A 26983-nucleotide genomic window follows, 5' to 3' on the forward strand; every position below is an offset into this window, starting at 1 on the left:
TCACTGCCGTGGAGATCTTTACATATGTTAGTGCGTGGTCTCACGCGTTTGCTGGGCCGACTTCCAGGCTTCCTTTGTGCCCTTTGCGCGTCCTGCGCGTTGCTGTCGTCCGCCTCGGCACAGAGCGATCTCGCCAGCCGCATGAAAGATCCCGGCCAGTGGCCGATGGCGGCGCGCGACTACGCCAACACCCGCTATAGCAACCTTGATCAGATCAACACGTCCAATGCATCGCGCCTCCAGCTTGCATGGACGTTCTCGGTCGGTGCCGATCGCGGCCAGGAGGCGGCGCCGCTCGTGGTCGATGGCACCATGTATGTGGTCGGCCCTTATGCTGGCCCCTACCCCAACCGTGTGTTCGCACTCGATGCCACGAGCGGTGAATTGAAATGGTCCTACGCGCCAAAGCCTGAACCGGCAGCCGCGGGCGTTGCCTGCTGCGACGTCGTCAATCGCGGACTCGCCTTCGACAACGGCAAGGTCTTCCTCAACACGCTTGATAACCACACGGTCGCGATCGACGCCAAGACCGGCAAGGAGCTGTGGCATACGAAGCTCGGGGAGATCAACAAGGGCGAGACCATCACGATGGCTCCCGTCGTGGTCAAGGGCAAGGTGCTCGTCGGCAACAGCGGCGGCGAGATGGGCGTGCGCGGCTGGGTCACCGCGCTCGATGAAAACACCGGGGCCATTGCGTGGCGCGCCTACGCCACGGGCCCGGACAAGGACGTGCTGATCGGCGACGACTTCAAGCCGTTCTACGACAGTCTCAAGGGCAAGGATCTCGGCGTGAAGACGTGGCCGGCCGACCGCTGGCAGGTCGGCGGCGGCACGATGTGGGGATGGATCTCCTACGATGCCGAACTCAATCTGATCTACTACGGCACAGCCAATCCGAGCCCATGGAACGCCAACCAGCGCAGCGGCGACAATCTCTGGAGCACCACAATCTTTGCCCGCGACCCCGACACCGGCCGCGCCAAATGGGCTTACCAGATCAACCCGCACGACCTGTTCGACCACGACGAGATCAACGAGAATGTGCTCGTCGATCTCGAACTGAATGGAAAGCCGCGCAAGGTGCTGATCCACCCGGGCCGCAACGGCTATATGTACGTGATGGATCGGGCGACCGGCGAAGTCATCTCGGCGGACGCGTTTGAATTCGTCAATGCCTATAACGGCGTCGATCTCAAGACCGGCAAGATCATCCCCAACGAGGAGAAGACGCCGCTCGCCGGCAAGACCGTCGAGAACATCTGCCCGGCCGCGCCGGGCGCCAAGGACTGGCAGCCAACCGCCTGGTCGCCCCGCACCAAGCTGCTCTACGTGCCGCATCAGCATCTTTGCATGAATTTCAAGGCATCGCAGGTCGGCTATATCGCAGGCACACCTTATGTGGGCGCCGATGTCGACATGTATGCCGGCCCCGGCGGCCACCGCGGCGAATTCATGGCGTGGGATCCCGTCGCGCGCAAGAAGGTCTGGGAGATCCACGAGAAGCTGCCGGTCTGGAGCGGCGCGCTGGTTACGGCAGGCGACGTCGCGTTCTACGGCACCATGGATCGGCTGTTCAAGGCCGTGGATGCCAAGGACGGGCATGTCCTCTGGCAATTCCGCGCCGGCTCCGGATTCATTGGCCAGCCGATCTCCTATCGCGGCTCCGACGGACAGCAATACATCGCGATCCTGTCGGGCGTCGGCGGCTGGCCGGGTGTGGTGGCCAACGCCGAGGTCGATCCGCGGGTGCGCAACGGCGCGCTCGGTTTTGTCGGTGCGACCCAGGATTTGCCGTTCTACACCGCGGGCGGGAGTGAGCTGCTGGTCTTCAAACTCGGCGGCGCGAATGGTGAGGACACCAGCCATGCGCCTTCGAAATAGTTATCCCGGCATCGCTCTTGGTTTTCTGGTCGGGCTTGCAACCACGGCGGCGGCAGCGTCGGATCGCGAGCTTCGCGTCTGTGCCGATCCCAACAATCTGCCTTTCTCGAACAGCGCCGAAGCAGGATTCGAGAACAGGCTCGCGGCCATGGTGGCCGAGCATTTCGGCCTGCAGGTCTCCTACACCTGGTGGGCGCAGCGCCGCGGCTTCATCCGTAACACGCTGAAAGCCGGCAAATGCGACGTCGTCATGGGCGTGCCGTCCGGCTATGATCTCGTCGAGACGACGAAGCCGTATTATCGCTCGAGCTACGTGTTCGTCACGCGGCAGGACCAGCACCTCGACCTTTCGTCCCTGCTCGACCCGCGCCTGCATCACCTCGCGATCGGCGTGCATCTGATCGGCGATGACGGCAACAATCCGCCGCCCGCGCAAGCGCTCGGCGAACAGGGCATCGTTGACAACGTCCGCGGCTACTCCATCTACGGTGATTATCGCCAGGCCGATCCGCCGGCGCGCCTGATCGAAGCCGTCGAAAGCGGCAGCCTCGATGTCGCCGCAGCCTGGGGTCCGCTCGCCGGATATTTCGCCCAGCGCTCTCCCGTCCCCCTGACGGTCACGCCGATCCGGGATTACGAGCGCTTTGCACCTCAGCAGTTCCAGTTCGCCATCGCGATGGGCGTGCGCAAAGGCGACGACGCCTTGCGCGACCGACTGAATGCATTCATCGACGAGCACCGGTCCGAGATCACCTCGCTGCTGCGCAGTTACGGCGTTCCGCTGGTGGACCAACCGGTTACGGTATCGGGAGGACATGAGTGATGTCTGCTCCAGTGCTGCGCGCGAGCGCCCTGTCGTTGCTGCTGGCGGTTGTGCCGAATGGTGCGGGACTGGCCCAGCAGACTTTGCCGCAGTCGCAGGAGGCGCAGATGCCGACGCTGTCTCCGCGCCCGAACTTCGGTGGCAGCGTCGGCAATGGCAGGCCCGGCGTCTTCATGCAGGTCCCCGTCAGTCACCTCCATCCCGGCGCGCAGCCGGACCCGCCGCAGATCAAGAACCCTGTGCAGGGCGATCCCAATGCGGAGCAGCGCGGGATGACCTACTACGTCAACTTCAACTGCGTCGGCTGCCACGCGCCAAATGGCGGCGGCGGCATGGGTCCGGCACTGAGCAACAACAACTTTACTTACGGCTCGCAGCCAGAGAACATTTTTCTCTCGATCTACCAGGGGCGGCCGAATGGAATGCCGGCCTGGGGCGGCGTGCTGCCCGACAGCGTGATCTGGGATCTCGTCACCTATATCGGCAAGATCAGCAACGAGCCGAGCCACCAATGGGGCCGAACCTTTTCCGCGAATCTGCCTTCGCCCGAAGTCGAGCAAGTCCCGAGCGAGCAGGTCTCGACGACCGATCCCTGGTCTGCCACCAAGTCTTTCAATTTCGGCCAGAAGCCCTGATCGCCGGGAAGCAGCGATGGCAAATCCGATCACGAGATTGCTAGTCACCGCGCTGCTGGCTACCACAGGCGCCGCCTGCAAGGCTGCGGGCCCGGACAACTTCACCGGCGACGCGCGTCGTGGCGCCGACCTCGTCAAGCAGTATCACTGCGGCGGCTGTCACGATATTCCCGGCATTGCCGGCGCCGAAGGCAATGTCGGCCCACCCTTGCATCGGATCGGCACGCGGACCTACATCGCCGGCTACATCCAGAACTCGCCGGACAACATGGCTGATTGGATCGAGGATCCACAGCGGGCGTTGCCGGGCAATGCCATGCCGAGAATGGGCATCCCGCAGAAGGACGCGCGGGACATCGCGGCGTTTCTCTATACGCTGAAGTGACCATCATGCCTCCCATGCATCGTTCAATGAATTGGCTCCGTGACGCGCCATTGCTGGCCATCACCATTGTGCTCGTCGCTATCATGGGACTGGGCCTCCTGGCTGGCGGTGCCTGGCTCGAGGCCCTCGGTGGCTCCGTCTACTATCTGATCGCGGGCATCATGCTTCTGCTCACGAGCTGGCTGCTCGGGCGCCGCCGCGCCGAGGCGCTCTGGGTTTATGCCGCGCTGCTGGCCGGAACGATGGCCTGGGCGATCTGGGAGGCCGGCCTCGATTTCTGGTCGCTGGCGCCGCGCGGCGACGTACTCGTGCCGCTTGGCCTGTGGCTGATGCTGCCCTTCATTGCCTCCCGCCTGGCGCCTCGCTTGCGCGCAGCGCGATGGGCGCTTGGCCTTGTGTTGGTCGCCGCAGCCATCGTCGTCGGCATGTCCCTGACGAGCGATCGCCGCGATCTTGCCGGCACGATACCTGAGGGCGAAACAACGGGGGCCATTGCGTCTCCCGAACCGGACCAGCCCGCTGCCGGCCAGAACTGGACGGCCTACGGCGGCAGCGGCTTCGGTACGCGCTTCTCGTCGCTGAGCCAGATCACCAAGGACAACGTCAAGGACCTCAAGCTCGCCTGGGAATTCCGCACCGGCGATCACAAGGGCCCGGACGATCCCGACGAGATCACCAACCAGGCGACGCCGCTCAAGGTGGGCGATCTGCTCTACACCTGCTCGCCGCACCAGATCGTGTTCGCGCTCGAAGCCGCGACCGGAAAACTGCGCTGGAAGTTCGATCCGCAGGTGCAGCACAACAAGGCCTTCCAGCACATGACCTGCCGCGGCGTGTCCTATCACGCGACCAAGCCCGGCGCGATAACTGCCGACGGCACGCCGGCCCCGAGCGATTGTGCGGGGCGCATTTTCATACCGACCAACGACGGACGGATGTTCGCGCTCGATGCGCAGAGCGGCGTGCCTTGCCAGGATTTTGGCAATCAGGGACAGATCGATCTCAAGCAGGGCAGCGAGATCCAGACACTCGGCTTCTACGAGGGCACCTCGCCGCCCGTCGTCACGGACAAGTTGCTGATCGTCGGCGGAGCGGTGATCGACAACTATTCCGATCGCGTGCCGTCGGGCGTGATCCGCGGCTTCGACATCTATTCAGGACGGCTGATCTGGGCATTCGATGCCGGCAATTCCGATCCGAACGAGATGCCCTCGGCCTCGCATCATTTCACGGCCGGCTCACCCAATTCCTGGAGCATTTCCGCGGTCGACGAGAAGCTCGGACTGGTCTATGTGCCGCTCGGCTCGAGTTCTCCGGATATTTGGGGCGGCGGCCGTTCGCCCGAGAACGAGCGCTACGATTCGGCATTGATTGCCCTCGATCTCATGACCGGGAAACTGCGTTGGTCGTTCCAGAACGTGCACCACGATCTCTGGGACATGGATATGCCGTCGCAGCCCAGTCTGGTCGATTTGCGCCTTAACGGCGGCGTGACGCCTGCGATCTACATCCCGGCAAAGACCGGCGACATCTTCGTGCTCGACCGCCGCGACGGGCGTCAGCTGGTGCCCGCACCGGAGAAGCCGGTGCCGCAGGGCGCCGCGAAGGGAGACCGGCTGTCGCCGACCCAGCCCTTCTCGGAGTTGAGCTTTCGCCCGCCCGGCATGCTGACCGACGCGCAGATGTGGGGCAGCACGATGTTCGACCAACTCGCCTGCCGGATCAAGTTCAAGCGCCTGCGCTATGAGGGGCCGTTCACGCCGCCGTCTGAACAAGGCACGCTGGTGTTTCCAGGAGACTTCGGCATGTTCGAATGGGGCGGCATTGCCGTCGATCCGCAACGCCTGATCGCGATCGCGAACCCTCAATCGATTCCCTTCGTCTCGCGTCTCGTGCCGCGCGGGAAAGACAATCCGGCAGCGCCGAACGCGGCGCATCCGCCGGGAACCGAGCTCGGCGTGCAGCCGATGTACGGCGCCCCCTATGGCGTCGACCTCGGCATTTTCCTCTCACCGCTCGGCATCCCCTGCCTTGCCCCGCCATGGGGCAACATCGCCGCGATCGATCTCAAGTCGCACAAGGTGGTCTGGCAGCATCGCATCGGCACGATCCGCGATCAGGCCCCGCTGCCGCTGCCATTCAAGCTCGGCGTTCCCATGCTGGGCGGTCCGATCGTCACCGCGGGCGGCGTCGTCTTCATCACGGGAACGATGGATGACTACATCCGCGCGTTCGACGTTCGCGATGGCAGACGGCTTTGGCAGGACCGCCTTCCTGCCGGCGGCCAGTCGACGCCGATGACCTATGAGGCCAACGGCAAGCAATATGTCGTCACGGTCGATGGCGGCCACGGCTCGTTCGGAACTAAACTCGGCGATTACGTGCGGGCCTACGCGCTGCCGTGATCTGCCTCGGCAGGACATGCTTGTGCTTGGCGACGCCTTGTCCCGATCTGCCAGCGCGACGCGCAACTGCTGAAGCCAGGAGAGCCACGCCCGCAGCTAGTCCCAGCGCCGCGAGCCCCTGACTGATGACCCCGGCAGGTGGGAGCTGCTTGCGTGACAGCCAACCGCCATCGATTGACGTGCCCTGCGGACCAGCTTCGATCATGGTGCCCTCGCTGCTCTTCGCCGGGCGCGCGCGCGACAGCAGGTAGCGGAAGGCAACCCCCAGGATGTTCTCGGTAATCTGCGGAGCCATCGCGTAGGCAATTTGGCCGGCACGCGCCGGCCAGCCCACGGCGACCTCATCTTGGGGTGCGCGGACGAGGCTCACGAACGTCTCGGCAACGTCCTCCGCCTGATACAGCAGCGGACCGGGATCGAGCGTCCGGCCGGACATGTTGGCGCCGTGGACGAAGCCCGGCGTGTCGACCATGGCCGGGAAGACGCCGCAGACATGGATGTTGCGATGAGCCCTGAGCTCCTGACGCAGGCTCGCGGTGAAGCCCCGAAGGCCGAATTTGCTCGCTGTGTAGGCCGCAGCAAAAGGCGTCGGAGCCCAGCCCCCGAGCGAGATGTTGTTGATCAAGATACCGCGGTTCTGGCGCAGGAAGATCGGAAGCACCGCGAAAGCGCCATGCATCGTGCCGAGGAGATTGACCTCGATCGTTCGGCGATGAAGTGCGATATCCGCGTCCTGATAGGCCCCGAAAACGCCGGTGCCGGCGTTGTTGATCCAGACGTCGATGCCACCGAGCGCGTCTTCCGCCTCTCGGGCCAGCCGCTGCACCGCCTCGGCATCGGTGACATCGGTCGGGATTGCCAATGCGCGGCCTCCGAGCGCCTCGCATTCTGCAGCGAGGCTCGTCAGGACTTCGGCACGGCGTGCCGCCAGGACCACGCTTGCGCCCTTTCCGGCGAAGGCCAGCGCCGCAGCACGCCCGATTCCGCTCGAGGCACCGGTTATGACGACGCGCGTGCCAGTCATTTGCCGCGGCTCGGATCCGGAGCCGCCCGCCGGAAGCAGCCAGTGCAGGGATCGCCGGAGACGCTCGGTTCCGTCCGCTTCGAACCAGTCGCCATGCGCGAAGATCACCCGCTCCGGCGACAGCCGTATGAGCCGCTCGGCTGCCGACCGCACGGAACGGCCGCCGAGGCGCAGCAGCAGTCGGAGATAGACCGGCGCCGTTCCGTTTGGCTTGGAAATGCCGAGGAGGTTTGCCGCGGCCTCGTTTGACGCGCTGAGATCATCGGGATCGAGATTTTGCACCAGATCCGTCAGGATCAGTGTCCGGCTGCGCTTGTCGAACAGCTCGATCTCGGAGAACATCGGAGCGTTCACCGAGACGGCTTCGAGGTCGGCCCTCCATTCCTCAGGCGTCGCCTCTCCAAGCTCGCGGTCGATGTGGATCCGTGCTGCTCGAACTTGCCGACGCGCCGAAAGGCCGCGCGCCGCGAAAGTCGTCACCTGTGGCAGCTCTCTCTGCCAGTCGGACAGGAACATCCAGTGCGCGATATTCGGCGCGAGCAAGTACCTTATCGGCCCTAGCCGCTCCAACTCACCGCGGAGAGTCGGCGAATGTCTCACCGGCGAATGCAGCACAAGATCGCCGTTCGAGAGCCGAATGACGGTCATACGCACCGGAAGTTTCAGACCGGCAGCGCTGATCGGGGCATCGTCCACGACCCAGATATCGTCCGTCGCTCGCGACAAACGGGCCGTCGACAAGGTAGCGTCGGAACTTTGCATGAGCGTCTTCCATCACAAGGCGTTTGCTCAAGCTTCGGGAGCGACGCTCGTTCCTCGCTAGGACGCCCGAGCCTGCATGCGGGCATTGCGTCGGCGACGGCGCGCGGCGAGTCGTCCTCGGATCCTCTCCGCCGGAATGTGCCGCGAGATCGCCGGGGCAAGCTCTGGTTCTGAGGGAGGTTGTTGGGTGGCAATCGGCGCTTGGTCCGGACGAGCTTCCATCAGACCGAGCACGGCGCGGCCCTTGGCCGTGATGCGCCACCCGCCATTTGTCCGGTCGATCAGCCCTTGCGAAAAGATGTCCAGCCCCGGCACCCGCCCGGCGAGCCGCCGGGTGCGCTCGGTCCAGTCGCGACCGCTGGTCGCCAGAATGGCCATATCCCGCTTGAGATCCTCCATGGCCGCGAACCCATCCGGGTAGCTCACCAGGATCTTGAGGACCGTCACGTGGAAATTCACCCCTGCCCCCACATGACCATCATCACATCGTCGGGACTTCTGAAAGGGCATTGCGGGCCGCTAGTTTGAGACGATCCGCAGAGATGTCGCCCCTGCTTGCAGTCTCCAGAAGCTTCGAGGCTACGCGAGTCCTGGCGCCGATCTCACAGCGTGGAACAGCTTCACACACCTCGTCGAGAACGGTGCGCAACAACGCCTTGGTCGCGGTATCGATCATGGAAAGCCCCGGCGGAAAGGTTCACGGTAGGGCAATCGCTCCGGCCAGGGATTCAACATTGTTAATGATCTTAAAATTTCGCTGCCTGGCCACTGCCGGCTTGGCGATGTCTTGGGCCTGCTGTGCGCGACCTTGCGGGCTCCTGCTCGGCATTGCTCGTGAAATCGGGGAACCTCCGTCGTCGGCCAATCGTTCGCATGCCATGGAGATTGTCGTTTTCGCGGTCCTCGTCCTCCTGGTTGCGACTGTAGTTCGGCATGCGTGATGGCGAACCGCGCAGCTTCGCATCCTCGCGGCTGATTCCGCCCGAGCTTTGCTTCGTCGCTTCACCCTCTTGTCCAAGAGGGCGCAGGGAAGGCCGGGTGCCGGCTGGCGCCCGCGGTCCGCTGCGCGAAAATGTAGCGCAAGGAAACCGCACAGCAGCATACAGGTGTAGCCAATCACTCGGCCTTCCCTGCGCGATGGTTGGACGGCTTATGCCGTGCTCTCCCGGGAGCCGAGTTCGTTCTGGCCTCCCTCGTCCCAGCGAAAGTCACCGGCACCGCGCCGGTTGACGCAGATGCCGCATTCGCCAGGGCTTGACCGTAGCAACGACGGCCAGGACCACACGGTTTTTGCCGTACGCACGGCTCGCCATTTCGCCGCAGTTTTTCCAGCCCTGTCGACGGAGCCGGAAACTTACAGACGAGACGAAGCCTAGCAGCGCCGCTCGTCGGAACGCAGCCTTGGGCTCACGGAGAGCAATCCGCCCTGCCCTTGGCCTCTCGCACCCGAACGCTGCCGCGTCCACCGCAAGCCCGGCTCGCGAACATGACGACCACAAGATCGCCCCTCAAGGATGAGCCGGGATGGCCAACACATACGCCGTTTCCGAATTTCGGTAAAGCGGAATATATTTGTGGAGAGGGGTTGACGGGATGGCGGGTGTTTTGCCCGACGGGCAGTCCTCCCATTCAACCTGCCACGGCCTTCTAGTCAAGCGACGCGCCTGCTCCGATGGAGAAGGCGAGTTCACCCTCTATCCACCACGCACTCCGCACCATCAATAACATAGGCTGCGTGACGAAAATCCCTGATGGTGGCGAGCTTGCCGGCGGACCAGTCGAGAAGCATGAAATATTTCGCCCGCCCGGCCGGCTTATTCGGATCGAACACGAGGATCGCGGGACGTCCCTCGACCTGCCCCGTCACCAGGTGCCAGTCGCTGTTCTTCGAATAATTGCCGAAATAGTTCGACACCTCGGCCTTGCCTTTCAGCCTGGTACGGTTGACGAGCTCGAGCCTGACGTCGTCGGCGATCATGGCGCGGATCGCGTCGAAGTCGCGGGCATTGAAATGGCCGACATAGGCGTTGAGTCGCGTGCGATCTGCTTCCGACAGGCCCGGCTGCGGCACATCGTCGGGCTCTCCGGCGAACTCCCGCAGCTGCGTGCGTCCGCGATGCAGCGCGGCCTTCACCGCCGGCAGGCTGAAATCCATGATGTCGCAGACCTCGGCAAGCGAGCAGCCGAGCACGTCCACCAGGATCACGCTGGAGCGCTGCGCCACCGGCAGCCGCATGAAGGTGCGAAGGCTGGTCGCGGCGATCTGGCGGCTTTCCACATCATCGAGCTGGTCGGCAATCATCTCCACCTCTTCAGCCGAGTGCAGCGCCTCCTGCCGGTTGCGGCGACGCAGGAAATCCAGCGCGGTGTTGTGCGCGATGCGAAACAGCCAGCCCTCCGTATTGACGGGCGTGACCGATTGCAGCGCTTCCATCGCCTTGATCAGCGCATCCTGCAACACATCCTCACCGTCGATGACCGAGCCGACCATGCGGGCGCAGTAGCGATGCAGTTTCGGCCGCATCCGCGCCAGCAGGGCCTCGGTATCGATGGTGGCCAGCGGGTCTGGCGCCATTGCTCCTCCGCTTCGCTTGTTCAGGACTCGTCCAGCATACGATAGTTGCCGACGATCCTCACATCACGAACCAGCGGCGGCTCCGCGCAGCGGTCGCGGATGCCGTCCTGGAACGTCTGAAATGCCTTGAGTTTCGGAATCGGGCTCGAGCCGTTTTCGGCCGCGGCCTCGACAAGATGGATGAAGGTGTCGTCCTCCAGCCGTAGCGTCAGGTAGCGCACGCCGTCCGGGCCGGCCGCCTTCAATTCGGCAAATACGGCCGAAACCAGCTCGGCATTCCGATCGGCCAGCTCCGGCCTGGCCTTGTACCTGATCAACGTCCTTCTCATCGCGCGCTCCTTGCTGATGTCGCGACCTGGTTCGCTCAAAATCGGGCAAATGGCCGCATCACCCCTAGGACGTTTGCCGGCAGGCGAAGGATGCGGCCCGGAACAAATTATTATTGGGCGCATCCTTTGCCGCTCAGCCCTCGTCTAGCCCGCAGAACGCGCCGCGACAGGCTGGCGCGACACACGGAGACAGGGCGATGCAGACCCCGATCAATCGCGCCGCGCAGAACTGGGTGCTCGGCGTCACCGCGCTGGCATCCTTCATGATGGCGCTCGATGCCATGATCATCACGACAGCATTCGCGACCATCCGCGCCGAATTCGGCAGCCCGGTCGAGACGCTGCAATGGACCGTCAACGCCTTCAATCTGACCTTTGCCGTGCTGCTCCTGACCGGCTCCGCACTCGGCGACCGCTTCGGTCGCCGCCGGATGTTCGCGGCCGGGCTCGCCCTGTTCGTCGTTGCATCGGCGGCCTGTGCGCTCGCAGGCAATGCCACCGCGCTGATCGCCGCCCGCGCGCTGCAGGGCGCCGGCGCCGCGCTGGTGATGCCGCTGGCAATGGCGATCCTGAGCGGCACGTTCGGCCGCGAGGAGCGCGCTCGCGCGCTCGGCATTTTCGCCAGCATCACCGGCTGCGCGCTGATCATCGGTCCCGCCATCGGCGGCTTCATTACCGAACATTTCGGCTGGCGCTGGGTGTTCTGGATCAACCTGCCGATCGGCCTGATCGCGATCGCCCTGGTACTGGCACGCTTGCGCGAAAGCTTCGGCCCGGCCGCCGCATTGGACATCCCCGGACTGGCGCTTGTCGCGCTTGCGGCGCTGGCGTGGGTGTGGAGTCTGTTGCGCGGCAACGCCGTGGGTTGGGCGAGCGCCGAAATCATGGCCGCGCTGATGGCAGGCCTGGTGTTCACAGCCGGCTTCGTTCTCTGGGAATTGCGCGCGACCGCGCCAATGGTGCCGATGCGGCTGTTTGCATCGCGGGCGCTTGCCTCCGGCATGTCCGCCAGCGTGCTGTTCTACGCCGCGATGTACGGCGTCTTGTTCCTGCTGCCGCAGTTCCTCCAGACCGCGCTGGGCTTCGACGCCTTCGGCGCCGGACTTCGCCTGCTGCCCTGGACCGCGACGCTGTTCGTCACCGCCCCGATCGCCGGCGCGGTCGTCAACAGGTTCGGCGAGCGGCCGCTAGTGGTGACGGGATTGCTGATGCAGGCGATCGGACTTGGCTGGATCGCGGAGCTCGTGAGCTCTGCGGTTACCTACTCCGCCCTGGTCGCGCCGCTGGTGCTGGCCGGCGTCGGCGTCTCGATGGCGATGCCGGCAGCACAGAACGCCATCCTGAGCTCGGTCGCGGTGGCCGAAATGGGCAAGGCGTCCGGCATCTTCAACATGGGCCGCTTCCTCGGCGGCATGTTCGGTATCGCCGCGCTGGTGGCGAACTTCTCGGCGCATGGCGGGGTCGATTCGGCCGCGCATTTCGAGAGCGGATTTGCCGCGGCGATGAGCCTCGCCGCGACGCTGTCACTGGCCGGCGCGATTGCGGGGTGTTTCCTGCCGGCACGGCGGCGGACCGCCGGAGCAGCCGCGCCGCAAGATGCGTGACACTGACAGCCATCAAAGCCGGAGGCGAGATGATCGCTTCGCGACCAAGTGCTGGCCTTCAATGATCGGCTAGCAGGTAGAATACCGGTTGCAGTTTCGACCACGCCGCCGCCGCGCCCAAGGCACTGTCAGGGCGCGGCGGCCTTGCGGACGATGCCGGCTGCGCGATCGGACTCGCGCTGGAGCTCTTCGCGGGTAACGATCCCGGTTGGCCCTGCGGCCGCGTCGACATCGACCGCGGCGACGCCCCCCGGCAGCGCCTTGACGTCGCTCCTCGATCACCTGCCCCGGCGAACAAGCGAATGCGCACGGGGCCGCGACGCCTTGGAGAAATTCTCTGGTTGGCGAAGCTATCGAGGCACGAAACCGAGAGATACTCGGTGATCTTCTCGGGCTCCAGGAGCCCGAGCTGGAACGAATGCGCAAAGACGGGGTCATCTAGCCCGTTGGGCAGCATCCTGTGACGATACCAACCGATTCTGCAGCAGCGGTCCCCTGCGGCGACGGGGCAGAAACAAAGGAAAGTCTCGCAGCAATCCGACCGCAAAAACGCCGACAACAAAACGTCGCACGAGACCCGTTTTGTTCTCAGCGACCCTTCTCGTCAGTTCTTGAAGAAGAGGGCTTATGCTTGGTGGGCGCACCAGGGCTCGAACCTGGAACCCGCAGATTAAGAGTCTCATCTTTCACAATAACTTTCAGCTACTTAGCTGTAAAACGCCGTCACAACAGCACTATCGAAATCAACAGGTTACAGACGAAATGTAAATTGCTCGGCGGCGCCTTCTGTACCTGCGACCGCTGCGTCCCGAACGCAGTGAACATCTTCTAAGTTGTTGATCTTTCTCTCATCGGCAGGTGCTTCCGTCCCGTTTTTGTTCACGCTCGTTTCACCCAATTCGTTGCGATTTCGTTGCGGCGGCGGCGAGGGAGAACGGCGCTCGGCGCGTCAGTGGGATCTTGGACTTGCGGCGGAGCAGCCGAGGCCTGCGAGGGTAAGCGTATTAGATTATGCGGTGATCTGTCGGGGGTTCGAGTCACTAGGGTGCTACCGTCTTTCCCCACACCAACCAGACCTGCGATATCTGATCCGATCCTTCGCGTGAGGCAGTTCATGGGCCTCGCACGATGGTCTGCACGGGTTGAACCATAATGGGCACGCACAGCAAACGGTCGCTGCCGTAGATGCTCGACACCCGGGCGCCACCGAAGTGCCGCCTACCGCTCGACACACGACACAACGACCCGGCAGAAATTGAAGGTGAAGCGTCCGTAGAGAAAGCCGCTTCCTGGCTCCAGTGCAGCCAGGCGATACGAATTGCGGAGAGCGCGGATAATCTCGACCATTTCCATGAATTCATGGTGCGTCAGCGCCGGGTGACGAAGCATGACATCGCGACACTCTCGAATGACATCGTCGCGGGCAAGTTCGGCAAGCCCTCCGTCAGCAACGCACGTCATATGCGCAAGGCCGCCTCGGGGTTGTTCAACTGGGCGGCTGAAGCGGGCCGCGACCATGTGACGGCCAGCCCCTGCGGACAAACTAAAACACCTGCACTAAGCCGACGTGCCCGAAATCCAACGACGGTCGATCTGAATCGCGACGATTACGAGGAACGGTCGAAACAGAGTGCCACGATCACGTGGCAGAGCGGACGCTGAATCGGTAAACCGCCGAGGTCTGCTTAGGCCGGCGGCTCCTCCACCGCGTCTTCAATTAGCTTGGCGGGCCTCGATCTCACCTCTTTCAATGGTAAGCGTCACGTCGGCAAAGGTTTCGAGCAGCTTTGGATTCGACTCGGTGATCAGCAGCGTAATGTCCTTATCCTGCAAACGAAGCCGCCGGAGTGCTTCCGCATATCGCTGCGCTAACACAGGCGCGAGACCCTGAAATGGCTCATCCAGGATAAGCAGCCGGGTACCAAGCATAAGCGCCCTCCCAAGCGCCACCATCTTGCCTTGGCCGCCCGAGACCGATCCCGCCGGACGTTTGGCAAGCTCTTTGAGTTCCGGCAGCACCGAATACGCTCGCTCCAGCCGCCGCCGCGTCTCGTCCGGATTCAGCTTGGCGACACGACCGGGAAGCAAAATATTTTCTTCGACGGTGAAGGCGGAAAACAGACGCCGGTCCTCAGGCGCGTAGCCAAGACCCAGCGACGGCCGGCGATGCGGCGCGATCGCTCCAAGATCTTCGCCGCCCAGACGAACGGTGCCGCTCGCTTTTGTGAAGCCCATGATAGTGCGCACGGTCGTGGTCTTGCCGGCGCCGTTTCGCCCGATAAGCGCTGCGCTCACACCCGGCAGCAGCGAGAAACTCACATTTCGCAACACAGGCGCGTCAGCAATCGCGACGTTGACATTCTCGAAACTCAGCATCGGTGTCATATCCCGATCACCTGTTCCCGGACCTTCGGGTCCGCCAGAACCTCAGCCGGCGTCCCAACCATCTGGATCTTGCCGACATTCCACACGGCGACGCGGTTGGCATAGCGCTCCACCATATCCATGTCGTGCTCGACGAAGACCGAGGTGACTTTCTCCTTTGCCAGCGCCGTGGTTAGAATGTCCATGATGGTGAGTTTCTCTGATGACGCGACGCCCGAAGTCGGCTCATCCATCAGGAGGAGCTTTGGCTTCAGCGCGAGCGCGAGTGCAATATCGACCAGCTTGCGTTGCCCTTCGGGCAGTTCGCGCGCCGTTCGTTCCGCATACGATTTGACACCGACGAGATCCAGCAGCCGCTTCATTTCCGGCACTTCCGGCATGAGAGAAAGAGCCTGGAAACCAGACGGACGGCCTCGCAGGGAGGCGGCCGCGATCAACATGTTCTCCATCACGGTCTGGTCGAGGAACAGCTGTGGTATCTGGAAGGCGCGGGCAATGCCGAGCCTGGTGATCGTACGTGGCAGCTGCGCGGTGATGTCGTGGCCGAGAAAGGTAACGGTGCCGGCTTGCGGCCGAAGATAACCGGTCGAGATGTTGAGGAACGTCGTCTTGCCGGCCCCGTTCGGCCCGATGATGGCAAGGTTTTCGCCTTCCAGGACGTCGAGGTCGATGCCATCGGCGGCGATGACGCCGCCGAACCGGATCTTGATGTTCTTGGCAGAAAGCAGGACGTTGGCCATTAATGCCCTCCCCGCCCGGATTGACCGTAGCGCTGGCGGAGGCCGATAAGGCCGTTCGGCGCGTAAAGAATGATGACGACCAGCACGACGCCGAGAATGAGCTGCCAAGAATCCGCCAGATGCGCCGCGGCATAGAACCGTACGCATTCGAACATCGCCGCGCCTGCAAACGCACCGAAAGCATGGGCGCTGCCACCGAGGATCGCGATGAACACGAACTCGCCGGACTTGGTCCAGAAGCCGAATTCGGGGGTCGCGATCTGCTGAATGATCGATACCAGAGTGCCGCCTATGCCGCCGAGAAATGCGGAGAACACGTAGCCGATGAGCAGCACGCGCCGCGCCGACATGCCAAGATATTCGAGCCTGGTTTCGTTAGATTTCATTGCCCGCAACATGTGACCGAGCGGGCTGTCGAGATAGCGTTGCACGCCGTAGAAGGCAGCAATCGCGACCAAAAGGCTCACGTAGAGAATAACGTATTGGAACGTCTCCGGCGTGAACGAAAACCCAAACAAGCCAGGACGGGCGACCCGGATGCCGTCCGCGCCGTTAGTGTAGTGGAACATTTTCTCGAGCAGCGACCACAAGACCATGGAGAATGCCAGGTTCAGCATTCCAAAGAAAATTTCCCTGTAGCGAACCACGAACAGGCCGACGATCAGGCCAAAAACGGTAGAGGTTATGCCTCCCAGCGCGAGAAAGATCAGGATATCGCCGCCGCCGATGTACTTGCCCCAGAACGCCGCGGTATAGGCGCCGGTGGCGAAGAACATCGCGTGTCCGAACGATACTTGTCCCGCCTGCAGCAACAGGACGATGCCGAGCACCACGATGCCCTTGGCGAGGATGAGCGCGAATAACGTCGCCCAGCTCGCGACGAAGAGCGGCAGTACCGCGCTGGCCAGAAACAAGATGATTGCGACTGCCGTGATCGGCTTGATACGGCCCGCCATCAGATTTTTCTCATCTGCACCGTACCGAACAGTCCGAACGGACGCACCAGAAGCACCAGTACCATCAGCAGATAGGGTACGAGAACTTCGAACTCCGGCTGCAGATAGATGACGAAGGCGCGCGTCAAACCGATCATAAGGGCCGTAAGGGCGGTGCCCTCGATCTGCCCCAGACCCGCAGTGGCTGCCACCGCGAACGAGAGCACGATCATGTCCGCGCCCATGCCGGGCACCAGCGACGTGGTCGGCGAAGCAAGCGCGCCGCCGAGCGCCGCCAGGCTCGCCCCGATGATGAACGTAATAGAGTAGACGCGTTGGGCGTCGATGCCGATGGCGGTTGACGCCTCCCGATCCTCGGTTACTGCTAGAATCACGGCTCCCGCAAGAGTTTTCCGCAAGAAGTAACGCAGTCCGAACAGCGTCGCGACTGCCACGCCTGGAAGCAGGACGACCTGGTAGGACGTATAGTTCACGCCGAATACGCTGATGTTCGGCAACAGCTTCAAGGGCTCAGCAGCGAAGATGGGCTGCACGCCCCAGATCAGACGCTGCAGATTGTCCATGATCATGAAGGCCGCGAAGGTGATCAGGAGCTGCAACACGTCGTCTCGTCCGTAAAGCGGCCGCAACAGGAAGCGCTCGATGAAACCGCCGCACACAAACCCTATGACGATGGAGGCAACCAGCAATGCGGGATAGGTAAGCCACGGCGACACCTGCGCAATCACGAGGCTCAACGTCGCGGCGAGATAGGCGCCAAAGGCATAAAGCGACCCGTGCGCGACATTCACCACGCGAAGCACACCGAAAATCAGGCTCAGCCCGACGGAAACCAGGAACACCAAGGCGGCGTAACTGATCCCGTCAAGGACGGCCAATATGGCGAGAGTCGAATTCATGGAGACCTTCAGGAAAGCCGTCCTGCGGTTTTTGCCCGGAGGACGATGATCTGGCCTACTGCTTGAAGGTCGGAACGTCCATTTTAACGAATTCCGGCTTGAGCGTCTTCAGCCACTCGACCGACCGCACGCCCGCCGGATTGGTGATCACCTTCGGATCAAAGATCATCATGTTGTCGAGCAGTTTGAAGTCATAGCCCGGGAAAGACTTGGTGACGCCGACGAGCTGCGCTTCCAGACCTTGGTTGTCCTCGGGCCTCAGCGTGATCGGCCGGCCGAAACCGGTCGCGAACTCGGTGCCGGAGGTTGCGTCTACGACCTGCTCCCGTGTCGGCCAGTTGCCGCCATTGGCCTTGATCGCCTTGTCATAGGCAGCTTGCAGCGCCGTGAAAGCCTGCGCCATGTGGTAGACGGGGTAAATCGGCCAGGCGCCGGTCTTTGCCTTGAATGCCTCGGCAAACGCCTTGAAGGCCGGATCGTTCTTCTTTTCAGGATGCAGGAACCAATGATCGCCACGCGCGCCGACGATCAGGCCTTCCGGCAGATCCTTGCCCAGTCGCTGGATCGAGGATTCGCCGATGCCCAACACGAAGGTCGACTGTTGCAGCAGGCCGCGTTGACCGGCCTGACGGACCAGCGTGTCGAGATCGCCGCCCCAGGAGGTGGTTAGAACGACATCCGGCCGCAATGCCAGTAAGCGCGAAACTTCGGTGGAATAGTCCGGCGCACCGAACTTCGGAAAAAGCTCCGCCAACACCTGAACGTCGGGCTTCAGCGCCTTCAATGCGGTGGAGAAGATTTCCCAGCTTTCGCGGCCCCACGCGTAGTCCTGATTGACGACCGCGATGGTCTTAAAGTCGGGCTTTGTCTTAAGGAGATAGACGAGCACCGCCAGCATCTCCGGCGTGCCGTTAGCCTGCGTGCGGAAATTGTAGCGATATTTCTTCGTCTCCAGAATAGAAGCCGCACCGCAATCCCACATAAAGTTCATGACTTTGAGGTCTTCGGCGACCGGGACAAGCTGATTGCAGCTGCCCGAGGAGATGGAGGCGAAAGTCACGTCGACCTTTTCGTCTTGCACCATGCGCCGGTAGTTCGAGACCAATGCCTCGCCGCCGGCGCCTTCATCGATGAAAGACAGTTTTACCGGTACACCGCCGATTCCGCCCTTCTTGTTGAGGTCTTCTGCAATCATCTCGGCCGCGGCCTTTGCCGGTACGCCGAATACGGAAGCCGGTCCCGACAGGAAAGTGGTGATACCGATCTTGATTTCCGGCGGCTTGCTCTGCGCAAGCGCAGCGCCCGTAAAAGCTGTGATGACTAGACCGGCTGCAACTGCGGCTTTCAGCAAAAGCATTTGAATCTCCCCATTTTTAACTTGCGTTGACCGGGCGGCCATCGCGATTTTTCTTGCCGCGACGCTACTTATAATTCTGAAATATTGCCAGCACTTACTAGTTGCTGGGGTCGTGTCCCCGGTGGTGGTGTAGCTCGGTAGAGCAAAGCCGCCCGGATGCGCGCCTTCAAATAGCGCCGTAGCGGGCGGGCAGCTTTGCGGTGGTCACCGGCAGTTCTCCGGTAGGATCGGGTTGCGACACGCCAACGCAACCGAGGAACCACCGATGACCGAAGACATGATGAACCTGCGCACGCTCGTAGAGAAGACCCCCGACGCCGATCTGCTGCGCGAGATGATCGGCTTTGCCGCCCAGCGCCTGATGGAGCTGTGGAAGGCCAGACCGGGGCGGCCTACGAAGAGAAGAGCCCCGAACGCCTGGCCCAGCGCAACGGCTACCGCGACCGGATCTGGGAGACCCGCGCCGGCGCGGTTGAGCTGCACATTCCCAAGCTGCGCGAGGCTCCTACTTCTCGGGCTTCCTGGAGCCGCGACGCATGGCCGAGAAGGCGCTCACCGCCGTGGTGCAGGAAGCCTATGTGCAGGGCGTCTCGACCCGCTCGGTGGACGACCTCGTCCAGGCCATGGGCATGACCGGCATCTCCAAGAGCGAGGTCAGCCGGCTGTGCGGCGAGATCGATGACAAGGTGAAGGCCTTCCTCGCCCGTCCGATCGAGGGCGACTGGCCGTATCTGTGGATCGACGCCACCTACGTGAAGGTGCGCCAGAATGGCCGCATCGTCTCAGTCGCGGTGATTGTCGCGGTTGGCGTCAATAGCGACGGCCGACGCGAGGTCCTCCGCATTGGCATCGGCCCTTCCGAGGCCGAGACGTTCTGGACGGCGTTCCTGCGCCAGCTCGCCCGCCGCGGCCTGCGCGGCGTCAAGCTGGTCGTGTCCGACGCCCACGAAGGCATCAAGCCCACCGTGGCCAAGGTGCTCGATGCCAGCTGGCAGCGTTGCCGCGTCCACTTCATGCGCAACGCGCTGGCGCATGCCGGCAAGAGCGGGCGGCGCGTCGTCTCCGCCTTCATCGCCACAGCGTTTGCCCAGGACGACGCCGAGGCCGCGCGAACCCAGTGGCGCAAGGTCGCCGACCAGCTCCGCCCCAAGCTGCCCAAACTTGCCGGCTTCCTCGACGAGGCCGAGACCGATGTGCTCGCCTACATGACCTTTCCGCACAGCATCGGACCAAGCTGCACTCGACCAACCCGATCGAGCGTCTCAACGGCGAGATCAAACGGCGGACCGAGGTGGTCGGCATCTTCCCCAACGATGACGCCATCACTCGCCTCATCGGCGCGATCCTGCTCGAACAGAATGATGAATGGGCCGTCCAGCGTGCCCGCTACATGGCACTGGAAACCATCGCGCCGTTGAGCGATGATCCGAGCGTCAGCATCACGGCTATCGCCAGCTGACCAGCCCGGCTCTCCAGCCGGCGAACGCGGTGACCCGCCGCCAGCTACACCACGCCACGGGACACGATCGGTGCTGGTGGGAAGGGCTTCCGCGGCTCGACAGTATATAATGAGATTGGTTCAGTATGCTCATGAACCTTACCGACCGTCCCACTTGCCCCCACTCGGAGCGGTTATCGACTGCGAAGCGTGAATGCGCGCTTGGCTACGTATGCCTCTGGAGAGAGAAGTGATCAATTTGAAGGGTGTGGTTGCACTCGCTTTCAAAGCGAACGCGCTGTCGCATCACCACTGTCCCCTGTGAGCCCTGCCGCGCATGCGATAGCAATCGTTCGACAGAGCCGTTTAGCAATTTCGAGTTCCGTTTTCCGCTTCTGCAGAATAGCTATCGCCATCGCAGAGCCAATAGTCGTCGAGCGGTTTGAAACCGTCAAAATTCACTGCCACCCCCACTGTCCAGTGGTGATCGAACCGGTCTCTGCCAATCGTCTCCACGGAAAAAGGTAATTTCTGCGGTTTGGGCTGGAGACTTTCGACGACTTCTCGCCAAGGTTGCCGGTTTCAGAGGAGCAGAGACTTTAGAGAGCCGCACAAAAATCCCGTAAAATGCGGCACTTTCAGCCAATACGGTCCCACTCTCTATAATTGAGTGACTGCTTGGCTGCGGCGGGAGAGATCGAACCTCCGAATGGCGGAATCAAAATCGCCGATGCACAAATCGGTCTATCGGCGCTTCGAGACCGGATCGGTTCTCCTCTATGACCGCATGGCGGCTTATTGGCCAGACAACATAAGAGTTCACATCGACTTCAAGCACTATTTCGGTGGAGGCGCTGCGCGGCTACCCAATGCGTCGCTGATGAAATTGAACAGAAGTGGAAAAATGCCGGCTATGTCGGGCGGCTCTGATCTACATACAACATCAAGGAAGTGGTTCTGCCGGACGCCTTCGAGTCGCCTTGGCCTCCGTCGAGACGGACAGAGTAGATCACAATGCCGAGAGTGGACTCGCCGGCTGGCCGTCAAGAACACCGTTTGAAAAACCGTTTTAGTCCGTCGGACTCAAACGGTTTCTCTTGCTAAGGTCTTGATTTATTTGGTGGGCGCACCAGGGCTCGAACCTGGGACCCGCTGATTAAGAGATAGCGACGGGTAGAGAACAATCAATGACTTACCAATCGCACCACTGGGTTTATCCGGCCGAAAACGGGCCTTCGTCGCAGGATCATAGTGCTCCCAGCATTGTCTATCAGCGGCACCTTGATGGTTCGCCAAATAAAATATCGATACTTCAGCGTAGACACCTGTGCTTACCAGAGTCAAAACGACACGAGATCTCCGGTTTCCGCTGCGCGCTTGACCGCGTCGATCACCCTGAGCGTTTTTAGCCCTTCGCGCCCGCTCACCACAGGCGTGGCCGTGCCGCGGATAACGCCACAGAAATTTGCGATCTGCAGGCCAAGCGGGTCTTCTTTCTCGAACCTCAGCCGCTCGCGCTCGATCGGCGCCCACCAGCTGGCCTTGCTCGGGTGATGCCACAGATCGAGTTGCGGAATGGCCAGCGATGCCCTCGTGCCGCCGATCTGGTAGCAGGTCTCCAGCGTATGCTGTAGGCCGGATTCTCTCCGGTGGTGAATTCCCAGCTCCAAGGCGACTGGATGGTATCGGAGACATTGACCGTTCCCAGCGCGCCGGACGCGAAGTGCAGGATGATCACCGCGGTCTCTTCGACCGCATTTCCACGCAGCCGATTGGATTGGGCAGCCTGTACCGCCACGATATCCCCGCACAGGTACCGCAGCAGGTCGACATCGTGGATGAGATTCACGAAAGCGGGACCCGCTCCTTTCTCGCCGCGCCAGGGCACTTCAAAATAATCGTCCGGCTTGATCAGCCAGAACATGCCATGCACTGACACGATCTGACCGAGCCTGCCGCTGTCGATCTCCGCCTTGGCGCGCTGGATCATCGGGTTGTGGCGACGGTGGTGGCCGGTTAGCAGCGGCACGCCCGCCCGCTCGGATGCTTCGACCAACGTCTGTGCCGCCACGATATCATCCGCTAACGGCTTCTCGATCAGCGCCGGGATGCCCGCAGCGATACAATCCATGCCGTTGGCCACGTGCATCTGGTTGGGGGTGGCGACAACCACCCCCTCCGGCCGGTTTTCAGAGATCATGTCCTGAACGGACGAAAACCAGTCCACCTTGAGCGATACCGCCAACTCCCGTGCAACCGGCATCGGATCGACGATTGACGATAAGACCGCCTCCGGCCGCGCGAGAATATGTTCAATGTGTCGCTTGCCGATGAGACCCGCTCCCATGACCGTCAGGCGGACGGGTGCACTCATACGATTCTATCCCTTCTCATCGAGCAGCTTGGCCAACCGACGCAAACCGAGCAGATAACCCTGAGTGCCGAAGCCTGCAATAACGCCATCAGCTCGTTTGGAAACGAACGAGCGGTGGCGGAATTCCTCGCGCTTGTGCACATTGGAAATGTGCACCTCGATTACTGTCCCCTCGAACGTGTTCAAAGCGTCTAGGATGGCGACCGAGGTATGGGTGAAAGCCGCGGGATTCATGACGATGCCGACAGCCGTCTCGCGCGCCTCGTGGATCCAGTCGATCAGCTCGTATTCCCTGTTCGACTGGTGAAAGCGCATCTCCAGAGCCAGCTCCGTGGCTAGCCCCCGACAATCTCGCTCCACATCCGCAAGCGTCTCGTGGCCATAGATGTGGGGCTGACGCTTGCCAAGCAAATTGAGATTTGGCCCGTTGAGGACGTAGACAAGACGGCTCATGGAATAACTCCGTTCAGTGATGGGCGAGGATCTCGCCAAGGAACTGCTTGGTGCGAGCGTGCTGCGGATTGCGGAAGAAAGCGTCGGGCACACCTTCTTCGATGATCTGCCCTTCAGCCATGAAGATGACACGGTCGGCAACCTGGCGGGCAAAACCCATTTCATGGGTGACGCAAATCATGGTCATGCCGTCGTTGGCGAGGCCAATCATCGTGTCGAGCACTTCCTTGACCATTTCCGGATCGAGAGCCGAAGTCGGTTCATCAAACAACATGACCTTGGGCTGCATGCAGAGAGCACGCGCGATCGCGACACGTTGCTGCTGACCGCCCGAGAGTTGCGCCGGATACTTCTCGGCCTGCTCGCCAATGCGCACCCGCTCGAGATATTTTCGCGCGCTCGCCTCCGCTTCGGTCTTGCTGATGCGGCGCGCGCGAATGGGCGCGAGCATGCAGTTCTGCAAGACCGTCATATGCGGAAAAAGGTTGAAGCTCTGAAAGACCATGCCGACGTCCTGGCGTACGACATCGATGGCTTTGATGCTGTCGTCAAACCGATGACCGTTCACCACGATACTGCCCTGCTGGATTGCCTCCAGGCGGTTGATACAGCGTATCAGCGTCGACTTGCCCGAACCGGACGGACCGCAAAGCACGATCTTTTCCCCTCTGCGCACAGTGAGGTCAACGTTGCGGAGAGCCTGATACCCGCCGTACCATTTCTGCACGCCCTTCATTTCGATCAGGATCTGGTCCTGCATGGATTCGGCCTCCGTTATCGGACGGCGGCCAACGCGCCCAGCGCGTCGGCCGCTTGCAGTGACTATTGAACTGTGAACGGAACGCCGGGGACCGAGTCGGGGAAGACCGGCACGGGCGCCTTCATCCACTTGGCGTAGAAAGCGGCCAATTTGCCATTGGACTTGATCTGGTCGACGAATTTGTTCGCCGTCTCGTTCCACTCCTTCTCTCCGAGGCGCGTGCAGGCCCCGTTGTACAAGGCGGTGAAGTGAAGCTTGGGCTCGAACCCAAGTTCCGGCTTTGCAGCGTTCAGACGCTGCGGGTAGAAGCTGTTTGCCCCGACCGCCTGCACCTGACCCGAGAGCAGTGCCTGGATCGTGGCCGCGTCATCATCAAACCTGCGGATTTCGGCGCCCGCAGGAGCATTATTGGTTACCTGGGTGTCCTGCGTGGAGGAGCGTGGGACGCCGATAACGTACTTCCCCATATCGGCGTTACTGTTGATCGGCGTTGCCTGGGCAGCGACAAGTGTAATCTCATTGGCAACATAGGGTTTGGAATATTGTACCACCTTCGCACGCTCGGGCAGCATGGCCATGGTCGCGAACAGAATGTCTACGCGGCCTGTGGTCAGCGCCGGAATACGATTGGCCACCGCCAGCGGGACGAACTCGGCCTTCACGCCGAGATATTCAGCGAAGGCACGCCCCATGTCGGCATCGATCCCATCCTGCTTTCCTGAGCTATCGACATAGCCCCAGGGCGGATTATCGCCCTGAATGCCGATGACGACGACGCCCTTCTTCTTCACGTCCTCCAGAGTGCCCGCCTGCGAGCCGCCTGCGACAACGATGGCCGACAGCGTCAGCAGCGTAACGCCGAGTTGGCGGCGATTGAGCGAAAACAACATGAGTATCTCCTCCTGGTGATGGCTGTGTTTGATTGAGTAGGTGCGCCGAACCTACCTTTGACCGGCCAGGGCGAGCCTGGCCTCCATCCGACTGCCCCACCACGAGAGTGGCCAGCAGAGGATGAAATACATCGCGCCGACCACACCGAAGACGAGCAACGGCTGGTAGGTCTGGTTCGACACGATTTGACCGGCGCGGGCGAGTTCGATGAAGCCGACGATGGCAGCGAGCGAGGTACCCTTGATGAGCTGCACGAGATAGCCAATGGTCGCCGGCAGCGCGATGCGAATGGCTTGCGGCAGCACGATGTCGCGCATGCGCGCGGAATAGTGTAGACCGAGCGCCATCGCGGCCTCGGTCTGACCGCGAGGCACGGCCTGGATTGCGCCGCGCCAGATCTCGCCCAGAAAAGCCGAGGCGTTGACGGTGAACCCAATCGCGACCGCAACGAATGCTGACAGCTTCAATCCGAGGAGCGCCAAGCCGTAATACACCACGAACAGTTGCAGCAGCAGCGGTGTCCCCTGGAAGATTCCGATATAGATCCGAACTATCCATTCCACGGTCGTGCGACCGCAGGTGCGCAACAATGCGACGACCAGGCCGGCGGTACAGCCACCGACGAATGCAACCAGCGTCAGGAGTACCGTCCATTGCAGACCACGCAGGAGGAAGCCGAACTCGGGAACGCCGAAATGCGGTGTCATGATCTGTGCTCCTCAGCGCGTCGGATATGAGAAGAAGCGGTGAGAGATGATTGCGAAGCCCGCCATCAGCAGCCAGGAGATCGCGAGGTAGAGGAAAGTGACGAAAAAATAGACCTCGAAGCTGCGGAATGTGTCGCTTTCGATTCGCTGCGCGACCGACGTCAATTCGTAAGCCGACACAGCCGAACAGATCGACGAGGTCAGCGTCAGCATGATGAACTGTCCCGTGAGCGAGGGATAGATCGCGCGAAGCGCGGGCTTGAGTACGATGGAACGGAATACCTGCCCTTTGTGCAGTCCGAGCGCGTAGCCAGCCTCGATTTGCCCTTTGTGAATCGATTGCACGCCGCCGCGGATGATCTCGATGGCGTACGCGCCTCCGTTGACGCCGAGTGCGATAATGGCCGTGGCGGTCGGATTGAGCTTTACCCCGACGAGCGGCAGTGCAAAGAACAGAAAGAAGATCTGCACCAGGAACGGCGTGTTGCGCACGATTTCGACGAAGCCGATCACGATGGCGCGCAACCAGGCCGCCTTCGCATCGCGGGCCGCGACGCCCGCGACGCCGATGATCATTGCGAGCGTCATGCCAGCAAGCGCCAAACCCAACGTCCCCACGCAACCCCACAGCAACGCGGGCATTGCGTGCCAAACCACCGAGAAATCGAGCGTGTAGCCCATCTTGCGTTTCCTCTCGGGCGTTGTGCGTGCCGCTCGCCCATCGGCCGGGTGTCACCCTCCCAGGGATGCGAAAGTTGCGAAGAAGACGTCTGGATCAGGCGAGACGCCCGTGAACAGGCGGAACGCTTCGGTGCCCTGGAAGATAGCCATTCCGCCACCATCGACCGTGCGGCAGCCGAGGGCCCGCGCCGCGCGCAGCAGCGCGGTCTCCAGCGGGAAGTAGATGATCTCGGCAACCCAGAGACCGGAACACAGCATCGCCAGCGGCAGCGGCGTTCCCGGATATTTGTCCATGCCGATCGGCGTCGCGTTGACAATTCCGTCTGCGGCCGCCACGGCGGCGGCAACATCCTGGCCGACCCTCAAGCGCCCTTCTACAAATCGAGAGGACAAGCCGTCGACCACGCTCTGCGCCTTGGCCAGGTCGACGTCTATGATGGTCAGTTCCTGCACGCCAAGCTTCATCAGCGCGAAAGCAACCGCCGCACCGGCGCCGCCTGCGCCGAATTGCACGACGCGACCAAGTGGTGCACCTTGCATGTTGCGGCGGAAATTCTCCGCGAAGCCGAACCAGTCGGTGTTGTGGCCGGTCATTCGGCCGTTCCTGACGACCACGGTGTTCACCGCACCAAGCGCCTCGGCGTCGGGCGAAAGCTCGTCCAGCAGTGGAAGGATCGCCTGCTTGCAGGGATGGGTTACGTTCAAACCGTCAAAGCCCATCCGCCTTGCGGCCGTGAGCAATTCCGGCAATGCTTCGACGCCGAGGTTCAACTCGGTCAGATCGATCTTCTTGTAGAGATAGCGGATGCCAGCGGCGTCGGCGGCCGCTTCGTGCATGGGCGGCGTGCGAGACGCCGAGATGCCGCTGCCGATCAGGCCGACGAGAAAGCCGGGTTTGCGATGCATTGTCGGCGTCGTC

23 protein-coding genes and 2 pseudogenes are annotated in these 26983 nt (G+C 62.1%); 8 read left to right on the top strand and 17 right to left on the bottom strand.

Annotation, left to right across the window (positions count from 1 at the left end):
• The first annotated feature begins 24 nt into the window (after positions 1-24).
• From IVB42_RS30520 to IVB42_RS30540, 5 genes are read left to right on the top strand one after another with little or no spacing between them, the layout of a single operon-like run.
• Positions 25-1881 (top strand): PQQ-dependent dehydrogenase, methanol/ethanol family, encoded by a 1857-nt coding sequence (locus IVB42_RS30520; protein WP_026234022.1) that lies wholly within the window; start codon positions 25-27, stop codon positions 1879-1881.
• Positions 1865-2704, top strand: a complete 840-nt coding sequence (locus tag IVB42_RS30525) for a substrate-binding domain-containing protein (protein ID WP_018460403.1) — start codon at positions 1865-1867, stop codon at positions 2702-2704. The genes IVB42_RS30520 and IVB42_RS30525 overlap by 17 nt, the downstream gene beginning before the upstream one ends.
• A complete protein-coding gene (locus tag IVB42_RS30530) occupies positions 2704-3339 on the top strand; it encodes a cytochrome c (protein WP_026234023.1) in 636 nt (211 codons plus the stop codon). The genes IVB42_RS30525 and IVB42_RS30530 overlap by 1 nt, the downstream gene beginning before the upstream one ends.
• Positions 3340-3355: 16 nt before the next feature.
• Positions 3356-3724, top strand: a complete 369-nt coding sequence (locus tag IVB42_RS30535) for a c-type cytochrome (protein ID WP_018460405.1) — start codon at positions 3356-3358, stop codon at positions 3722-3724.
• 26 nt (positions 3725-3750) lie between these two features.
• Positions 3751-6129 carry a glucose/quinate/shikimate family membrane-bound PQQ-dependent dehydrogenase gene (locus tag IVB42_RS30540; RefSeq protein WP_018460406.1) on the top strand — a complete coding sequence of 793 codons (2379 nt, stop codon included), beginning with the start codon at positions 3751-3753 and terminating at the stop codon, positions 6127-6129.
• Here IVB42_RS30540 and IVB42_RS30545 read toward each other — a convergent pair.
• The 5 genes from IVB42_RS30545 to IVB42_RS30565 all read right to left on the bottom strand — a co-directional run bounded on the left by IVB42_RS30545 (position 6089) and on the right by IVB42_RS30565 (position 10819).
• Positions 6089-7915 carry an SDR family oxidoreductase gene (locus tag IVB42_RS30545; RefSeq protein WP_026234024.1) on the bottom strand — a complete coding sequence of 609 codons (1827 nt, stop codon included), beginning with the start codon at positions 7913-7915 and terminating at the stop codon, positions 6089-6091. The two genes, IVB42_RS30540 and IVB42_RS30545, sit on opposite strands and share 41 nt — an antisense overlap.
• Before the next feature lie 57 nt (positions 7916-7972).
• On the bottom strand, positions 7973-8425 hold the full coding sequence (locus IVB42_RS30550; RefSeq protein WP_051113078.1) for a hypothetical protein: 453 nt from the start codon (positions 8423-8425) through the stop codon (positions 7973-7975).
• Entirely contained in the window at positions 8397-8591 is a 195-nt protein-coding gene (locus IVB42_RS30555; protein WP_018460409.1) for a hypothetical protein, read from the bottom strand. The genes IVB42_RS30550 and IVB42_RS30555 overlap by 29 nt, the downstream gene beginning before the upstream one ends.
• A 1011-nt stretch (positions 8592-9602) precedes the next feature.
• Complete coding sequence (locus tag IVB42_RS30560; protein WP_247393594.1) at positions 9603-10490, bottom strand: RNA polymerase sigma factor; 888 nt, start codon at positions 10488-10490, stop codon at positions 9603-9605.
• A 20-nt stretch (positions 10491-10510) separates the two neighbouring features.
• Positions 10511-10819, bottom strand: coding sequence for a hypothetical protein (locus tag IVB42_RS30565; RefSeq protein ID WP_026234026.1), 309 nt, complete (start codon positions 10817-10819; stop codon positions 10511-10513).
• A gap of 197 nt (positions 10820-11016) precedes the next feature.
• Between IVB42_RS30565 and IVB42_RS30570 the strand changes: the two genes are divergently transcribed.
• Entirely contained in the window at positions 11017-12423 is a 1407-nt protein-coding gene (locus IVB42_RS30570) for a DHA2 family efflux MFS transporter permease subunit (protein ID WP_018460412.1), read from the top strand.
• A 1185-nt stretch (positions 12424-13608) separates the two neighbouring features.
• Entirely contained in the window at positions 13609-14085 is a 477-nt protein-coding gene (locus tag IVB42_RS30575) for a hypothetical protein (protein WP_247299825.1), read from the top strand.
• Between the two features lie 51 nt (positions 14086-14136).
• Here IVB42_RS30575 and IVB42_RS30580 read toward each other — a convergent pair whose 3' ends face one another.
• Genes IVB42_RS30580 through IVB42_RS30600 form a run of 5 tightly spaced genes read right to left on the bottom strand, consistent with a single transcriptional unit; the run spans position 14137 to position 18760 of the window.
• Complete coding sequence (locus IVB42_RS30580) at positions 14137-14799, bottom strand: ATP-binding cassette domain-containing protein (RefSeq protein WP_039801403.1); 663 nt, start codon at positions 14797-14799, stop codon at positions 14137-14139.
• A 5-nt stretch (positions 14800-14804) separates the two neighbouring features.
• A complete protein-coding gene (locus IVB42_RS30585) occupies positions 14805-15548 on the bottom strand; it encodes an ATP-binding cassette domain-containing protein (protein WP_018460416.1) in 744 nt (247 codons plus the stop codon).
• Positions 15548-16504 (bottom strand): branched-chain amino acid ABC transporter permease, encoded by a 957-nt coding sequence (locus tag IVB42_RS30590; protein WP_085359164.1) that lies wholly within the window; start codon positions 16502-16504, stop codon positions 15548-15550. Before IVB42_RS30590 ends, IVB42_RS30585 begins: the two co-directional genes overlap by 1 nt.
• On the bottom strand, positions 16504-17403 hold the full coding sequence (locus IVB42_RS30595; RefSeq protein WP_018460418.1) for a branched-chain amino acid ABC transporter permease: 900 nt from the start codon (positions 17401-17403) through the stop codon (positions 16504-16506). Before IVB42_RS30595 ends, IVB42_RS30590 begins: the two co-directional genes overlap by 1 nt.
• Before the next feature lie 55 nt (positions 17404-17458).
• Entirely contained in the window at positions 17459-18760 is a 1302-nt protein-coding gene (locus tag IVB42_RS30600) for an ABC transporter substrate-binding protein (RefSeq protein WP_018460419.1), read from the bottom strand.
• Positions 18761-19025: 265 nt separating this feature from the next.
• On the opposite strand from IVB42_RS30600, the pseudogene IVB42_RS30605 reads away from it, so the two are divergent.
• A pseudogene (locus IVB42_RS30605) lies at positions 19026-20219 on the top strand (IS256 family transposase).
• A 1319-nt stretch (positions 20220-21538) separates the two neighbouring features.
• On the opposite strand, the pseudogene IVB42_RS30610 reads toward IVB42_RS30605, so the two are convergent.
• The 7 genes and pseudogenes from IVB42_RS30610 to IVB42_RS30640 form a co-directional block, all read right to left on the bottom strand.
• Positions 21539-22572 (bottom strand): annotated as a pseudogene (locus IVB42_RS30610) (Gfo/Idh/MocA family oxidoreductase).
• Between the two features lie 6 nt (positions 22573-22578).
• Entirely contained in the window at positions 22579-23025 is a 447-nt protein-coding gene (gene aroQ / locus IVB42_RS30615) for a type II 3-dehydroquinate dehydratase (RefSeq protein ID WP_018460420.1), read from the bottom strand.
• A gap of 13 nt (positions 23026-23038) precedes the next feature.
• Positions 23039-23785 (bottom strand): amino acid ABC transporter ATP-binding protein, encoded by a 747-nt coding sequence (locus IVB42_RS30620; protein WP_018460421.1) that lies wholly within the window; start codon positions 23783-23785, stop codon positions 23039-23041.
• Positions 23786-23847: 62 nt separating this feature from the next.
• Positions 23848-24675 (bottom strand): transporter substrate-binding domain-containing protein, encoded by an 828-nt coding sequence (locus IVB42_RS30625; RefSeq protein WP_018460422.1) that lies wholly within the window; start codon positions 24673-24675, stop codon positions 23848-23850.
• Positions 24676-24726: 51 nt separating this feature from the next.
• Positions 24727-25383, bottom strand: a complete 657-nt coding sequence (locus IVB42_RS30630; protein ID WP_018460423.1) for an amino acid ABC transporter permease — start codon at positions 25381-25383, stop codon at positions 24727-24729.
• Between the two features lie 12 nt (positions 25384-25395).
• Positions 25396-26064, bottom strand: a complete 669-nt coding sequence (locus tag IVB42_RS30635) for an amino acid ABC transporter permease (RefSeq protein WP_007601261.1) — start codon at positions 26062-26064, stop codon at positions 25396-25398.
• 51 nt (positions 26065-26115) lie between these two features.
• Complete coding sequence (locus tag IVB42_RS30640; protein ID WP_247299819.1) at positions 26116-26970, bottom strand: shikimate dehydrogenase; 855 nt, start codon at positions 26968-26970, stop codon at positions 26116-26118.
• Between the last annotated feature and the right edge of the window lie 13 nt (positions 26971-26983).

The sequence above is a fragment of the Bradyrhizobium sp. 45 genome (genome assembly GCF_023073155.1).
GTDB lineage: Bacteria > Pseudomonadota > Alphaproteobacteria > Rhizobiales > Xanthobacteraceae > Bradyrhizobium > Bradyrhizobium canariense_D.